The sequence below is a fragment of the Cupriavidus sp. 05L310 genome (assembly GCF_056398185.1).
Window position 1 is genome coordinate 1 of sequence record NZ_JBFTOX010000033.1, and the last position, 15247, is coordinate 15247.

At 65.7% G+C, this 15247-nt stretch carries 11 protein-coding genes; 2 read left to right on the top strand and 9 right to left on the bottom strand.

Annotation, left to right across the window (positions count from 1 at the left end):
- Positions 1-343: 343 nt before the first annotated feature.
- The 4 genes from AC1DS6_RS23220 to mfd all read right to left on the bottom strand — a co-directional run bounded on the left by AC1DS6_RS23220 (position 344) and on the right by mfd (position 8033).
- The gene (locus AC1DS6_RS23220; protein ID WP_441634004.1) at positions 344-1732 is read right to left on the bottom strand and encodes an amidohydrolase; all 1389 of its coding nucleotides are present in this window, start codon (positions 1730-1732) and stop codon (positions 344-346) included.
- A 79-nt stretch (positions 1733-1811) separates the two neighbouring features.
- Positions 1812-3116 (bottom strand): MFS transporter, encoded by a 1305-nt coding sequence (locus tag AC1DS6_RS23225; protein WP_441634006.1) that lies wholly within the window; start codon positions 3114-3116, stop codon positions 1812-1814.
- Positions 3117-3196: 80 nt separating this feature from the next.
- A complete protein-coding gene (gene argE / locus AC1DS6_RS23230) occupies positions 3197-4402 on the bottom strand; it encodes an acetylornithine deacetylase (protein WP_441634008.1) in 1206 nt (401 codons plus the stop codon).
- Positions 4403-4571: 169 nt separating this feature from the next.
- Complete coding sequence (gene mfd / locus AC1DS6_RS23235) at positions 4572-8033, bottom strand: transcription-repair coupling factor (protein ID WP_441634010.1); 3462 nt, start codon at positions 8031-8033, stop codon at positions 4572-4574.
- A gap of 350 nt (positions 8034-8383) precedes the next feature.
- Between mfd and ispD the strand changes: the two genes are divergently transcribed.
- Positions 8384-9160 carry a 2-C-methyl-D-erythritol 4-phosphate cytidylyltransferase gene (gene ispD / locus AC1DS6_RS23240; RefSeq protein ID WP_441634012.1) on the top strand — a complete coding sequence of 259 codons (777 nt, stop codon included), beginning with the start codon at positions 8384-8386 and terminating at the stop codon, positions 9158-9160.
- A gap of 40 nt (positions 9161-9200) precedes the next feature.
- Positions 9201-9710 carry a 2-C-methyl-D-erythritol 2,4-cyclodiphosphate synthase gene (gene ispF / locus AC1DS6_RS23245; protein ID WP_477103203.1) on the top strand — a complete coding sequence of 170 codons (510 nt, stop codon included), beginning with the start codon at positions 9201-9203 and terminating at the stop codon, positions 9708-9710.
- 52 nt (positions 9711-9762) lie between these two features.
- Here ispF and AC1DS6_RS23250 read toward each other — a convergent pair whose 3' ends face one another.
- The 5 genes from AC1DS6_RS23250 to AC1DS6_RS23270 form a co-directional block, all read right to left on the bottom strand.
- On the bottom strand, positions 9763-10344 hold the full coding sequence (locus AC1DS6_RS23250; RefSeq protein ID WP_477103204.1) for a GNAT family N-acetyltransferase: 582 nt from the start codon (positions 10342-10344) through the stop codon (positions 9763-9765).
- Between the two features lie 189 nt (positions 10345-10533).
- Positions 10534-11055: a carboxymuconolactone decarboxylase family protein gene (locus AC1DS6_RS23255; protein WP_035860200.1), complete on the bottom strand. Its 522-nt coding sequence runs from the start codon at positions 11053-11055 to the stop codon at positions 10534-10536.
- Between the two features lie 141 nt (positions 11056-11196).
- Entirely contained in the window at positions 11197-11745 is a 549-nt protein-coding gene (locus AC1DS6_RS23260; protein ID WP_020201245.1) for a peroxiredoxin, read from the bottom strand.
- A 289-nt stretch (positions 11746-12034) separates the two neighbouring features.
- Positions 12035-13336, bottom strand: a complete 1302-nt coding sequence (gene tcuC / locus AC1DS6_RS23265) for an MFS transporter (RefSeq protein ID WP_441634018.1) — start codon at positions 13334-13336, stop codon at positions 12035-12037.
- A 551-nt stretch (positions 13337-13887) separates the two neighbouring features.
- On the bottom strand, positions 13888-15237 hold the full coding sequence (locus AC1DS6_RS23270) for an ATP-binding protein (RefSeq protein ID WP_035871030.1): 1350 nt from the start codon (positions 15235-15237) through the stop codon (positions 13888-13890).
- Positions 15238-15247 lie beyond the last annotated feature (10 nt).

The following is a 15247-nucleotide window of genomic DNA, read 5'->3' on the forward strand; positions in this document are numbered from 1 at the left end:
CATCATTCCGGCCTTGTCCTCGATCTGGAGTACCCGGCGCGCGAAGATCCGTTGTCTGCGGACGTTTCGAATGTCTCTTGGATGGGGCCGGACAACGGCCGCAGTTGGCTGACTCTGGCGGTCCTTCACGATCATCGGGCAAGCAACATGACGGTGCGCAACGGCCGATGAACCGACAAGCGCCGCCGACGTGCGAGTGGCCGTTGTTTAGTGTTGAAGCGACGCTCGAGCGTCCGAATGGACCACCGGGCCGACGGCCGGAACTGGCCGGAAGCAGTCATCGCCCATAACAGCCTTCCAAACAGACGAGATCACCCCGACCATCGCCCGCCCGGCAATCCCCCTATCGCTGCACCATAGTCATATAGTCGACCGTCAAACCAGCCAACGCCCTGACCCCATTCACCAACGCCGCCTCGTCCACATAAAACTCCGGCGAATGATTCGCGGGTGCCTTGTTCACATCCGTCCCCTTGGGCGTCACCCCCAGGTTAAAGAACAACCCCGGCACCTTCTCCTGATAGAACGAGAAGTCCTCGGAAGCCGTCAGCTTCGGGCTAATCATCCAGTTCCCGTCCCCCGCCACACGCTTGAGCGTGGGCGCCATCTTCTCGGTCAGCGCCGGCTGGTTGACGGTGGCGTTGTAGAGTTCCAGCACCTTGAAATTCGCCTCGGCGCCGGCGCTGGCGGCGATGGCTTCGGTGGTGCGCTTCATGCGGGCGTGGATGTCCTTCCTCATGCCTTCGTGGTAGGTGCGGATGGTGCCCTTCATCTCGACCATTTCAGGCACGATGTTCATGCGGTTGCCGCCATGGATGGTGCCCACGGTGATGACGGACGGTTCCAGCATGGCGTCGACCTGGCGGCTCTGGATGGTCTGCAGGCCGAGCACGATCTGGGAGGCCACCACGATGGGGTCGATGCCACCCCAGGGCAGTGCACCGTGGGTCTGGCGGCCTTTGACGTCGATGCGGAACTGGTCGGCGGCGGCCATGGCGGGGCCGCTGCGCCAGCCGAGCTTGCCAGACTCGATGCCGCTGCTCACGTGCAGGCCGAAGATGGCATCCACCTTGGGATTGTCCAGCACGCCTTCCGCCACCATCTGCTTGGCGCCCCACATATTGCTGCCGTCAGGCTCGAAATCCGCCGGGCTTTCCTCGGCCGGCTGGAAGATGAACTTGACCGTGCCGGGCAACTGGTCCTTCATGCCGGCCAGCACCTCTGCCGTTGCCATCAGGATCGCGACGTGCGTGTCATGCCCGCAGGCGTGCATCACGTCCACCTCCTTGCCCAGGAACAGGCCCTTGGCCTTGGAGGCGAAGGGCACGTCCACGCGTTCCTTGACCGGCAGCGCATCCATGTCCGCGCGCAGCGCCACCACCGGACCCGGCTTGCCGCCCTTGAGCACGCCTACCACGCCGGTCTTGGCTACGCCCGTCTTCACCTCCATGCCGAGCTTGCGCAGGTGGTCCGCCACCAGCCTGGAGGTGCGGACCTCGTAGTTGCCAAGCTCCGGGTGCTGGTGGATATCGCGGCGCCAGGCGATCAGTTGCGCCTCGACCGCCTTGGCGCGGGTGTCGATCTGCGCCTGCAGGCTTTCGCCGCTGGCGCCTTGGGCTTGTGCGGCGGGGACGAGACAGAGCAGGCCGGCGGCCAGCGAGAGTGCGGACAGGCCAGCACGCAGTGTGGAGCGCGTGGACGTTTGGGAACGATGGGCTTGTTGCACAGCCATGAAGTGGTCTCCTTGATTTTGCTGTCGACCCTGAAAAACGGGGCCTGGCCCGGCCCCGCAACCGTATGCGTACCGCGCCTCAGCGGATGCCCAGGCGCGCGCGCGTCTGGCCCAGCGCCACCAGGCTCACCACAGCGCAGGCCATCAGGTAGAAGCTCGGCGCCAGCTTGCTGCCGGTGGCGCCGATCAGCCAGGTCAGGATGAAGGGCGCAAAGCCGCCGAACAGTGTCACCGCGATGTTGTAGGACAGAGAGAGGCCGGTCGTGCGCGTCTTGACAGGGAAGATCTCCGACGCCAGCGCGGGCAGCGCGCCGAAGTACAGCGTCATCATCAGCCCCAGCGCCACCTGCACCGCCAGCATCATGCCGAAGCCAGGATAGTGGCTGAGCAGCCAGAACAGCGGCCAGATCGACACCAGCAGGAGGACCGCGGCGATGCGCATGGGCGCGATGCGGCCGTAGCGATCCGACCAGTGCCCGACCAGCGGCGAGAACAGCATCTGCACCATGCCCGTGGCCAGGGTGGCAGCGAATGCGGTCGAGGGTGGCAGGCCCAGCTGCTTGACGGCATAGGTCGGCATGTACAGCACGAGATAAGTCGACACCGTGGCGACAATCACCACGCCCATCGCCAGCAGCAGGCGTTCCTTCTGGTGGCCAAGCGTGTCGCGCAGCGGCGTGTCGGTGGTTTCGGCATGGAGGAATTCGGGTGTTTCGTCGACATGGCGGCGGATGTAGTAAGCCACCGGGCCGATCAGCAGGCCGAACAGGAAGGGCACGCGCCAGCCCCAGGATTGCATCTGCTCGGGCGCGAGCGTGGTGGTGAGCACGGCGCCGAAGCCCGCCGCGAGCAGGGTGGTCAGGCCCTGGCTGGCGACCTGGAAGCTCGAGTAAAAGCCGCGCCGGTCGGGGGCATGCTCTGCCAGGAAAGCCGTCGCGCTGCCGAACTCGCCGCCTGCGGAGAAGCCCTGGATCATGCGCGCCAGCACGATGCCGACAGGTGCCAGCACGCCGATCGAGGCATAGGTGGGTAGCAGCGCGATGATCAGCGTACCCACCATCATCAGCAGGATCGACAGCGTCAGCGCGGCGCGGCGGCCTTTGCGGTCGGCATAGACGCCGATCACGATGGCCCCCAGCGGCCGCATGAAGAACGACACGCCGAACGTGCCCAGCGTCAGCAACAGCGAGGTGGTTTCGTCGTGGTTGGGAAAGAACAGCGCGGAGATGGTGACGGCGAAGAAGCCGTAGACGACCAGGTCGAACCACTCCAGGGCATTGCCGATGGAGGCCGATATCACCGCGCGCCAGGGATGGCGCGAAACGGGCGCTGCCGCCTGCGCCGCGCCGGTGTTGCCGGTACCGCTTGCCGATACTGCTGTCATGGTGTCTCCCTGTTATTTTTGGACATGACGCAACAACCGGCCCGCCGCGGAGGCGGGCCGTCCACAACGCAAAAAACGGCTTAGTTCACCCGCAGGCTGTCGACCACCTTGTGCAGGAACGACTCGCAGGCGGCGAGTTGTTCCAGTTCGACGAACTCGTCGGGCTTGTGCGCCTGCTGGATATCGCCGGGGCCGCACACCACGGCCGGGATGCCGGCGCGCTGGAACAGGCCGGCCTCGGTGCCATAGGCGACCTTGTTGACGTCACGGTCGGCGGTGAGCGCGCGCACCAGTTGCGTGATGGCTTCCTGCTCGGCCACGTCGAGCGACGGCGCGGCGGCGATCTTGCTGATGGTGAGGCCGGCGTCGCCGTGCTCGGCGCGCATCCTGGGCAGCAGCACCTCGTTGGCGTAGCCCTGGATGCGGGCGAAGATGGCTTCGGGATCGACCCCCGGCAGGTTGCGGAACTCGAACACGAACTCGCACAGCGCCGGGATGGTATTGAGCGCGATACCGCCCTGGATGGTGCCGGTCTGGGCGGTGGTGAAGGGCACGTCGAAGTCGCGGTCGTAGGGGCCGTTGGCCTTGAACTCGTCGGCGATGTCGCGGATGAAGCAGATCAGGCGCGCGGCGTACTCGATGGCATTGACGCCCTTGGGCGTGAGCGACGAATGCGCGGCCTGGCCCTTGACGCAGCAGCGGTAGGCATTGATGCCCTTGTGCGCCACGATCACGCGCATGCTGGTGGGCTCTCCCACGATGCAGCCGGCCGGGCGCACGCCGCGATCGCGCAGTTCGGCCAGCAGGTAGGGCGCGCCCATGCAGCCGATCTCTTCGTCGAAGGACAGCGCGTAGTGCACCGGCTCGCGCAACTTGGCCTGCAGGATGGTGGGCAGCAGCGCCAGGCTGGTGCCGATGAAGCCTTTCATGTCGCAGGTGCCGCGACCGTACAGGCGGCCGTCGCGGATCACCGGCTTGAACGGATCGGTGGTCCAGTTCTGGCCGTCCACCGGTACCACGTCGGTGTGGCCCGACAGCACGATGCCGCCATCGGTGCTGCCGTCTGCGGCGGGCACGGTGACGAACAGGTTGGCCTTGTCGCCCTGCGGGTTGTAGGTCAGGTGGGGGCGCAGACCCTTGGCCAGGAAATGATCGCGCACCGCTTCGATCAGGCCGAGGTTGGAATGGCGGCTGGTGGTGTCGTAGCTGACCAGGCGCTGGGTCCAGTCGAGCGCGCTGCCACGGTTGGCGGCATCGGCAGGCTTGCTGAGGGTATCGGCTTGCATGGCTTGGGGCCTTTGGCTTTGGGTAACGTGTTAACGTGTTAAGTGAACGATGCTACACCGAGGCGGGCTGAAGGTCCATGCACGGTGCACCATCGCCGCCCGCTCTCGCGGCAATGCGCCGGAAGCGGGTAGCAGGGTAGCGGGGTAGCGGGGTAGCGCGGAGCAATGATCAGGCCAGTTGGCGCAACGTGTGCTTGATCGTTTGCGCGCGCACTGCAATATCGGGCATCTTGGCCTCGATGCGCAGCTTGTCCTGGCCGGCGAGCTTGATGTGCCGGTTCTTCTGCACCAGGTCGATGATCTTCATCGCATCGATCGGCGGGTTGGGCAGGAACTGCATGCTGATCGCCGCATCGCTGGCGTCGATCTTGCGCACGCCCAGCGGCACGGCGGCAATGCGCAGCCGGTGGGTTTCGATCAGCGCCTGCGCCTGCGGCGGCAGCCGGCCGAAGCGGTCGATCAGCTCCTCCTGGATATCGTCCACGCGCTCGGCCGCTTCGCAGTTGGCCAGGCGCTTGTACAGCGACAGGCGTTCGTGCACGTCGGTGCAATAGTCGCTGGGCAGCAGGGCCGGGGTGCCGAGGTTGATTTCGGTGGTGGCCGCCAGCGGCGCCATCAGGTCGGGCTCCTTGCCGGCCTTGAGCGCCTTGACGGCGGCATTGAGCATGTCGGTGTAGAGCTGGAAGCCGATCTCGTGGATCTCGCCGGATTGCTTGTCGCCCAGCACTTCGCCCGCGCCGCGGATCTCCAGGTCGTGCATGGCCAGGTAGAAGCCCGAGCCCAGTTCTTCCATCTGCTGGATGGCTTCGAGACGGCGCTGCGCCAGCTTGCTCAGGCCGTCCACATCGTGCACCAGCATGTAGGCGTAGGCCTGGTGGTGCGAGCGCCCGACGCGGCCGCGCAACTGGTGCAGCTGCGCCAGGCCGAACTTGTCGGAGCGGTGGATCAGGATGGTGTTGGCGGTCGGCACGTCGATGCCGGTCTCGATGATGGTGGTGCACAGCAGGATGTTGTCGCGGCGCGCGACGAAGTCCCGCATCACGCGCTCCAGCTCGCGCTCGTGCATCTGCCCGTGCGCCACCGCGATGCGGGCTTCCGGTACCAGTTCGGCGAGCTTGGCGCGCTTGTTCTCGATGGTGTCGACTTCGTTGTGCAGGAAGTAGACCTGCCCGCCGCGCTTGAGCTCGCGCAGGATGGCCTCGCGCACCACGCCGTCTTCCTCGCGCCGCACGAAGGTCTTGATGGCCAGGCGCTTTTGCGGCGCGGTGGCGATCACCGAGAAATCGCGCAGGCCTTCGAGCGCCATGCCCAGCGTGCGGGGGATTGGCGTGGCGGTCAGGGTCAGCACGTCGACCTCGGCGCGCAGGGTCTTGAGCATTTCCTTCTGGCGCACGCCAAAGCGGTGTTCCTCATCGATAACGACCAGCCCGAGGCGCTGGAACTTGACATCGTCCGACAGCATCTTGTGCGTGCCGATCACGATGTCGGCGGTGCCGTCGTTGATCTGCTTGATGGCGCCGTCGATCTCCTTCTTGGTCTTGAAGCGCGACAGCTCCACGATCCGCACCGGCCATTCGGCGAAGCGGTCGGAGAGATTCTGGAAATGCTGCTCGGCCAGCAGCGTGGTGGGCGCCAGGATGGCCACCTGCTTGCCGCCCATGACCGCGACGAAGGCGGCGCGCAACGCGACTTCGGTCTTGCCGAAGCCCACATCGCCGCATACCAGGCGATCCATCGGCTTGCCCGAGGTCATGTCGGCAATCACCGCGGCGATGGCGGCGGCCTGGTCCGGTGTTTCCTCGAAGCCAAAGCTCTCGGCGAATTTCTCGTAGTCCCTGGGCGTGAGTTCGAAGGCATGGCCCTGGCGCAAGGCGCGGCGCGCGTACAGGTTGAGCAGTTCGGCGGCCGTATCGCGGATTTGCTGCGCGGCTTTGCGTTTCGCGCGGTCCCACTGGCCGGAGCCGAGCTGGTGCAGCGGCGCGGTGTCCGGATCGGCGCCGGAGTAGCGCGAGATCACGTGCAACTGGTGCACCGGCACGTACAGCTTGCTGCCTTTCTCGTAATCCAGGTGCAGGAATTCCTCTTCGCCCTGGCCCATGTCGAGCGTGACCAGGCCCTGATAGCGGCCGATGCCGTGTTCGCTGTGCACCACGGGGTCGCCGATCTTGAGCTCGGCCAGGTCGCGCACCATCGAGTCGACCGCGCTGGCTTGTTCCTGCTTGCGCCGGCCCGTGCGGCGCGCGGTGCCGGCATACAGCTCGGCCTCGGTGACAAAGGCCAGCGGCGCGATGCCGTCCGCGCCGGCCAGGGCGAAGCCGCTTTGCAGCGGCGCCACCACGATGGAGAAATGCGAGTCGCCGGCCAGGAAGGCGGCAAAGTCGTCGATCGGCTGCGGGCGCAGCCCGCTTTCGCCGAACAGCTGCAGCAGGGTTTCGCGCCGGCCGGCGGAGTCGGCGCACATCAGCACGCGCCGGTCCTTCTTCAGCAGCAGGGCTTCGAGGTTGACCAGCGGGTCTTCGGCGCGGCGGTTGACCGAGACATCGGGCAGCGGTTCGGCCAGCGGCGTAGTGTCCGCACTGGCGGCAGCCTGCAGCACCAGCCGCGCCAGCGGCTTGGCGCCGGCGAAGAACTGTTCCTCCAGCAGGAACAGCGCCGCGGGCGGCAGCAGCGGCCGCTCGCGGTCATGGCGCATGAAGTTGTAGCGCTGCGTGGTATCGGCCCAGAAACGGCGGATCGCCTCGTGTACATCGCCGACGTAGGCGATCTGGCTATCGGCCGGCAGGTAATCGAAGACGGTGGCCGAGCTTTCGAAGAACAGCGGCAGGTAGTACTCGATGCCGGCCGACGGTACGCCGTTGCCAATGTCCTTGTAGATCGTCGATTTGCTCGGATCGCCTTCGAACAGTTCGCGCCAGCGGCCGCGGAAGGCGGTGCGCGCGGCTTCGTCGAGCGGAAACTCGCGGCCGGGCAGCAAGCGCACTTCCTTGACCGGGTAAAGGCTGCGCTGGGTGTCGGGGTCGAAGGCGCGGATGGTTTCGATTTCCTCGCCGAACAGGTCGATACGGTACGGCAGCGGCGAGCCCATCGGGAACAGGTCGATCAGGCCGCCGCGCACGCTGTACTCGCCGGGCCGCATGACGGCGCTGACATGCTCGTATCCGGCCAGCGTGAACTGTGCCTTGAGCGCGGCTTCGTCGAGCTTCTCGCCCTGCTTGAAGAAGAATGTGTAGGCCGCCAGGAAAGCAGGCGGTGCCAGCCGGTAGAGCGCGGTCTGCGCCGGCACCAGCATGATGTCGCACTGGCCGCCCTGGATGTCGTGCAAGGTGGCCAGCCGCTCGGAGACCAGGTCCTGGTGCGGCGAGAAACTGTCGTAGGGCAGGGTTTCCCAGTCGGGCAGCAGGCGCACCCGCAAGTCCGGCGCGAACCAGGGGATTTCCTCGGCCAGTCGCTGGGCGTCGATTGCATTGGCGCACATCACCGCCAGCATCGGCACGCGCTCGCGGTGCTGGCTGGCGTAGGCGGCCAGCGCCAGGGCGTCGGCGGAGCCGGCCAGGCCGGACACGGTGTTGCGCTGGCCGGCCTTGACCAAGGGGAGGTTGGCGAAGGGGGCGGGACGATTGGCTTCAGGCATCGGGTGCGGGCTGGCTTGGTGGCTTGCTTGGGGCGTTGCGGACGTTGCAGGCGGTATGTGCTGTGCGTGTGCGTACGGTTGCGGGCAAGAAAGCGTGCCATGCAACAGCGACACCCCGCCGGCGTTGCGGGCGGGGTGCAGGCGGAGCAGGCGGCGCTCACAGGAACAAAGGCACTGCGCTTTCGTCGCCCGCATGTCCGCGGGCGAAGGCCGTATTATAGAATGCGCTCCGAAATCCGCGTTTTCAATGCCTTGCCTCGCGCCTGCCAGTCGGGTGGCGAGGGTGGAAAACTTGAAAGCCTTGCGCCGTGCTCCGTGCACGGCACCCACCTTGCCCCCTTGCGCTATCCGTGTCTGCTCGCCGTTTTGCCCTGATCCCCTGTGCCGGTACCGGCAGCCGCGCCGGCGGCAGCTTGCCCAAGCAATACCAGACTGTGGCCGGCCGGCCGATGATCTGGTACGCGCTGGCCGCCTTCGCGGCCTGCGATGCCATCAGCGCCACCGCGCTGGTGCTGGCGCCGGACGATATGCCGCTGGAGTCCCGCTTCGGCGCGGCGGCCTTTGCCGGCCTGCGTTTTGACACCGCGTTCGTGGGCGGCGATACGCGTCATGCTTCCGTGCTGGCGGGCTTGCATCACCTGGCACAGCTCGGCGCCACCGACCGCGACTGGGTGCTCGTGCACGATGCCGCGCGTCCCGGGCTCACGCCTGCCATGATCCACGCGCTGGTGCGCGCCGTGGAGGGCGAGAGTGGCGCGGAAGAAGATGGCCCCGACGCCGCCATCGGCGGCATCCTGGCGGTGCCGGTGCCCGATACGCTCAAGCGCGCCGACCCGGCATCCGGCGCCCAGCCGGCTGCCGTGGTGCGCATCGGCGCCACGGTACCGCGCGAGGGTTTGTGGCAGGCGCAGACGCCGCAGATGTTCCGCGTCGGCGTGCTCCGGCAGGCGCTGCAGGAAGCGTTGGCGGCGGGCGCGGTGGTGACCGACGAGGCCAGCGCGATCGAGCGGCTGGGCCTGCATCCGCGGCTGGTCAACGGCTCGCTGCGCAATTTCAAGGTGACCTATCCCGAAGACTTCGCCCTGGCCGAGCTGCTGCTGGGCGAAGACGCCGCCACGAAGCCCTGAAACCCATTCCCTAACCCGATCCTGAAGGAGTGCCGCTCCCATGACCCCATTCGATATCCGCGTCGGCCAAGGCTACGACGTGCACGCGCTGGTGCCCGGCCGCAAGCTCATCCTGGGCGGCGTGGACATCCCCCACGATCGCGGCCTGCTCGGGCATTCCGACGCCGACGCGTTGCTCCATGCGATTACCGATGCATTGTTCGGCGCGGCAGGCCTGGGGGACATCGGCCGGCATTTCCCTGATACCGATGCGCGTTTCGCGGGTGCGGACAGCCGTGTGTTGCTGCGCGAGGCCGCTCGGCGGGTTCGCGAGGCCGGCTACGAAATCGGCAATGTGGACGCGACCGTGATCGCGCAGGCGCCGAAGCTGGCGCCGCATATCGGCGCCATGGTGGCAAACCTGGCCGAAGACCTCGGCTTGCCGCCGGCAAGCTGCAACGTCAAGGCGAAGACCAATGAGAAGCTGGGCTTCGAGGGAAAGCAGGAAGGCATCGTGGCGCAGGCCGTGGTGCTGATCTGGCGCGGCACGATCGCGAACACGCAGGACTAAGGCTGACGGCGGGGACGGTGACCGCCGGGCCGGCGTTCGGCCGTCCCGGTGTTCAGCCTTTGGACGTTGTGCCGGCCTCCGCCGCTTTTTCGGGCGACAGGGTGTAGACGTAGTCGATCAACCGGGCCATCTGTCCTGAGCGCGCACCAGCCTCCGTGCGTTTGGCAAAGCCCATTTGCTCGCAAAGCCGGTTGGCGGATTTCATTTCCGGCATGGTCCGCACCAGCAACGCGCTGGCGCCGATATCGCGCGCGCGCTGGATGCAGACCTGCATCAGCGTGCGGCCCAGCCCAAGGCTCCGCGCCTGCGGGTTCACCGCCAGCAGGCGTGCTTCCGGCAGGCCTAGCGTGATGGTGCTGCCGTCCAGTGCCTGCAGGGTGGCGCCCGGGTGGCAGAACAACACCGCACCGCTGATGCCGTGATCGGTTTCCGCCACCCACCATTCCATTTCCGAGGTTGTTGCCGCCAGCACGGATTTCATGCCTTGCTGGAAGGACGCCCGGCAATCCTCCATGATCTCCAGTTCGTATTGGCCATAGGCCTGCTGGGTCACCGCGGCAATGTCGCCCCAGTCGTGCACGGCGGCGAGCCGGTAATGGAAGCGCGGGGAGGTATGCGAGGGAAGGGAGCTCATGGCGGAGGGGTGAAGACTGTGACCTTTGCTGGATTGTAGGCTCTTCGGTGCACAAATGCAGTCAGTGAATCACCGACTTGGCACACCGGCCACAGGCTTGCGCCGCCACGAGCGGAACGTGTGGCGGGGCCCCGTGGACGCACCATGAAGGCCGGGCCGGCACGTGCCGGCCTGCGGCCCTGTGCGGTCTTATTCCGCGGCGATCACATTGGCGGCGGCCACTACGACGGCAGCAATGCGGCCCACGTCGCGCAGTTGCTGCGCGGTCATGCCTTGCTCGTTCTTGAGCAGCGCGTAGTGCGACTTGATGCAGAAATGGCACTTGCCGACGATGGAGGCGGCGAGCGCATACATCTCGAAGCGGCGCTTGTCCACGCCGCCATGCGTGGCGTACGCATTCATGCGCAGGCCGGCCGGCTGGGTGGCCAGATCGGGGTCGTCCGCCATTTCAACGAACGGATACCAGACGTTGTTCATCCCCATCAGCGCGGCGGCGGTCAGCACCGCGTTGGTTTCCTCGGGCGACAGCACGCCGGCATTGCGGATCGCATCGACAATCACGCGGCTCTTGGCGGCAAACGCCGCAGCCAGGGCTACCGCTACCGCATCGTTGCCCTCGAGCGAGGAGCGGGCGATGGTGCCGTCAAGGTTCAGGCGAATGTCCTTGGCGTAGTCAGGGATGAGGCCTTTAATCGTGCTGAGGAATTCCATACAAATCTCCTATCGGTAGGGGCTCAAAAAACCCGCCATGGCGGGTTTCGAGGTGCGGGCCGGAGCCCGCCGCGCAAATCGTCACAAACCACCGGCCATTGAGCACCGGCGGTTTGTTCAGCATGCCAGCTGGTCGACAGCTTACAGCGTGGCGCCGCCAACAGCGCGGTTGCACGGGCACAGCTCGTCCGTTTGCAGGCCGTCGAGGATACGCAGGACTTCGTCCGGGTTACGGCCGACGTTCAGGTTGTTCACCGACACGTGCTGGATGACATTGTCCGGATCGACGATGAAGGTAGCGCGCAGTGCGACGCCGGCAGCGTGGTCACGCACGCCAAGCTGGTCGATCAGCGAGCCGGTCACGTCGGCGAATTGCCATTGGTCCAGCTTGTTCAGGTCCTTGTGCTCACGGCGCCATGCCAGCTTCACGAATTCGTTGTCGGTCGAGCCGCCCAGCACGATCGCGTCGCGGTCGGCGAAGTCGCCGTTCAGCTTGGCGAAGGCAACGATTTCGGTCGGGCACACGAAGGTGAAGTCCTTCGGGTAGAAGTAAATGATCTTCCACTTGCCTTCGAACGATTTTTCGGTGATGTCTTCGAAGGCCGACTGGCCGTTCTCTTCATGGTTGTTGAAACCCGGCTTGACACCGACGACGTGGAAGGCTTCGATCTTGTCACCAACGGTCTTCATAGACTGCTCCTGGATACGGTTGAAGAGAAACGCTCGCGCTGCCAGCCAGGCCTTGAGGCCCGGGCTGCCGCGCAACGAACATGGATTATGCGTCATCCCCGGAGGCGGGGCTAATTGATATTCTCAAAGAGCCCGATAGCCAGGCGCGGGGGGCCGCGTGTCCGGCAGCGCGCGCGCCGATCGACGATGGTGGCGGCGCCATGTTGCGGCGCGATGTCAGCCGCCTCCGCCGCTCGCGCAGCCCTGCCGGAAGGGGGAGTCTACCCCAGCAGGGCCGCCGTGGCGTAGCTCAGACCGTCCTGGCCGCCGGTTCGACGTAGGCGTGCTGCCGTCCGCCGCGGAAAATCACCAGCGTGGCGATAAGCCCGCACGCAGCGGCGAACATCAGCCACAGGCCGGGCGCGGCCTTGTTGCCGGTGCTGTGGATCAGGTAGGTCGAGATGGCCGGCGTGAAGCCGCCGAACAAGGCCGTGGCGAGGCTGTAGGCCAGCGAGAAGCCGGCAGTGCGCACCGCGGGCGGCATCACTTCGGTCAGCGTCACCACCATCGCGCCGTTGTAGCTGCCATACAGGAAAGACAGCCACAGCTCGACCATCAGCAGGCGGCCGAAAGACGGCTCAGCCACCAGCCAGGACACTGCCGGATAGGCCGTGAGCAAGGTGAGGATGGTGAAGATCACCAGCAGGGGCTTGCGGCCCACGCGATCCGACAAGGCACCCATCAGCGGCAGCCAGATGAAGTTGGACAGCCCAACGCACATGGTGACGATCAGGTTGTCCACGTCGTCGAGCTTGAGCACGGTCTTGCCGAAGGTCGGCGTGTAGGCGGTGATCATGTAGAACGACACCGTGGTCATCACGACCATCATGCAGCCGGCGATGATGATGCGCCAGTTCTCAAGCATCGAGCGGTAGATCTCGCGGATGGCGGGGCGATGCTTGCGCGTCTTGAATTCCTCGGTTTCCTCCAGCGAGCGGCGGATCAGGAACAGGAAGGGCACGATCAGGCAGCCGATCAGGAACGGCACGCGCCAGCCCCATTCACCCATCTGCTCGGGCGACAGCATGGCATGCAGGACCACGCCGAGCAGGCCGGCAAAGATCACCGCCACCTGTTGGCTGGCCGACTGCCAGGCCACGTAGAAGCCCTTCTTGCCGGGCTTGGCGATCTCTGCGAGGTAGACCGACACGCCGCCCAGTTCCACCCCTGCGGAGAAGCCCTGCAGCAAGCGGCCCGCCAGCACCAGCAATGGCGCGGCCACGCCGATCGAGGCATAGCCCGGCACGCAGGCGATCAGCAAGGTGCCCAGCGCCATCAGGACCAGGGTCAGGATCAGCCCCTTGCGGCGGCCGTGATGGTCGATATACGCGCCGAGGATGATGGCGCCGAGCGGACGCATCAGGAAGCCCGCGCCGAAGGTCGCGAGCGAGAGCATCAGCGACGCGAACTCGTTGCCGCTGGGGAAGAACGTCTTGGCGATGGCGGCGGCATAAAAGCCGTACACCATGAAGTCGTACATTTCCAGGAAGTTGCCGCTGACGACGCGGAACACGGTGCGGAACCCGTGTTGCTGGGTGGGGGAGTTTGACATTTGGCTGTCTCTCGCAGATGCCGCCGGTTGGTTCCGGAGGCTTGATTTTGGTCGGCTGCCAGCCAGGATCCGGGATCAGCTATGCGGGGGACTGGCCTTGGCTGGGCTTGGGTTTGGGGGTGTCCTGCTGATGGCGGCAAGTTTGCGCCGGGGGGGCTGTCATTACGCTGTCAAATGGCTTTCAGTTTGATATCAAATGCTGTCGAAAGCCTGTCAGCGGAGGGGGGGCGGTGGGGTGTTGTTGGCGTTTGTGATTTAACGTCAACTGTAACTGCTTAACTTCAAAGTCAATGGCTTAAAGTCAAAGGCAGTTTCACCTCCCCTGCGGGGAGGCGACCTACTTTCTTGTCTCGCCAAGAAAGTAGGCAAAGAAGGCGCCCCATACGGGATGAGCAAACCTTCACGGCTCGCTTCGCATCGCGGGATGGTGTGGCCCGCCCGTCGGGCGCTTCTCACGGCTAAACCGAATCGCGGATCGGTTGCGGCGCCTTGATTTGAGATCTTGCGCAGTGCGAGCGCTGGGGTTTGGGGTCGGCGGGGCTGCGCGCGTTTTACGCCCGCCTGAAAAACGCACTGACAACCAGCCCCGTAGCCGGCGCTGGCCGGTTGGCCAACATCAAGCGCCCGCCATTCCGCTGCAGGATACGGTTGACAATCGACATGCCCAATCCCGCCCCCTTCGCTTCGCTGCGCGCGCCATCCAGCCGGTAGAACGGTCGCGTCAACAAAGGCAACTGGGCTTCTGGCACACCATTGCCATGGTCGGCCACCGTCAGCACGGCTTCTTTGTCTTCTATCCGCGTACTGATCTCGACGACCGCCACCCCGTTGTCTTCATCCTTGGCATAGCGCCGCGCGTTTTCAACGAGGTTGTCGAGGATGCGCTGCACTTCCATGCGGTTGGCAACGGCCATCACGGGGGCGCTGGCGCGTACATGCACGCGCACATCGTCGTGCGCGCCATAGACGCCGACAGCATCCTGGACAAGGGCGGACAGGTCGACGGGTTCGACCGTCTCCAGCGCCGGCCGGGCGTAGTTGAGGAATTGCCCGATGATGGCGTCCATCTGTTCGATGTCGGCAATCATGGCCTCGCGTGTGGTGTCATCCACGGGCGACATTTCGGTTTCCAGCCGCAGCCGCGTGAGCGGTGTGCGCAGGTCGTGCGAAATGCCGGCCAGCATGACCACGCGGTCGTCGTCGAGCTGGCGCAGGTCGCGCACCATCTGGTTGAAGCTGTGGTTGGCCTGCGCTACCTCGCTGGCGCCGTGTTCGGGCAGTGTGGGCGGGTCGCCCCCGCCGCCGATGGCGCGCGCCGCGTTGGCCAGCCGCTTGAGCGGGTGGTTGACCAGTGACGTGATAAAGGCGGCGCCGATGATCGACAGCAGCAGCGCGGCAATACTCCACCAGAGCCACTGGATGCCGGGCACGCGTTCGAACCGTTCGGGGCTGATCGCGACCCAGTAGTCGTCGCCTTCGATCTCGAAGCTGACCCAGACACCCGGGATGTCGTTCACCGTGGTCGCGATCACGGTGCCTTCGCCAAGCCGGCTGCGAATCTCCTGCTGCACCAGTGGGGTCAGGAAGGGATTTGTCGTCGCTACCGTGAAATCGTCGTCTTTCTCACGCGGGTAGACCTTGATGCCTTCGTTCTGCACCAGGTCGAGCAGCAGGAAGCGCCGCCGCGCGGGGTCGGAATAGAGCAGGGCTGCGCGCGTGAGCTTGACCACGCTGACCACCTGCATGGCGACCTGCTGGGCGCGCGGAGCGCGTTCGAAGAGCCGATAGCTCTGGAACCAGATACCCAGCGAGATCGCCAGCAAGAGGGCGATCAGCATGAAAGTTCGCCAGAACAGCGAACCGAACAGGCGCGTAGCCGTGCGGCTGATGACAGTCGCCACGATCCGCGGC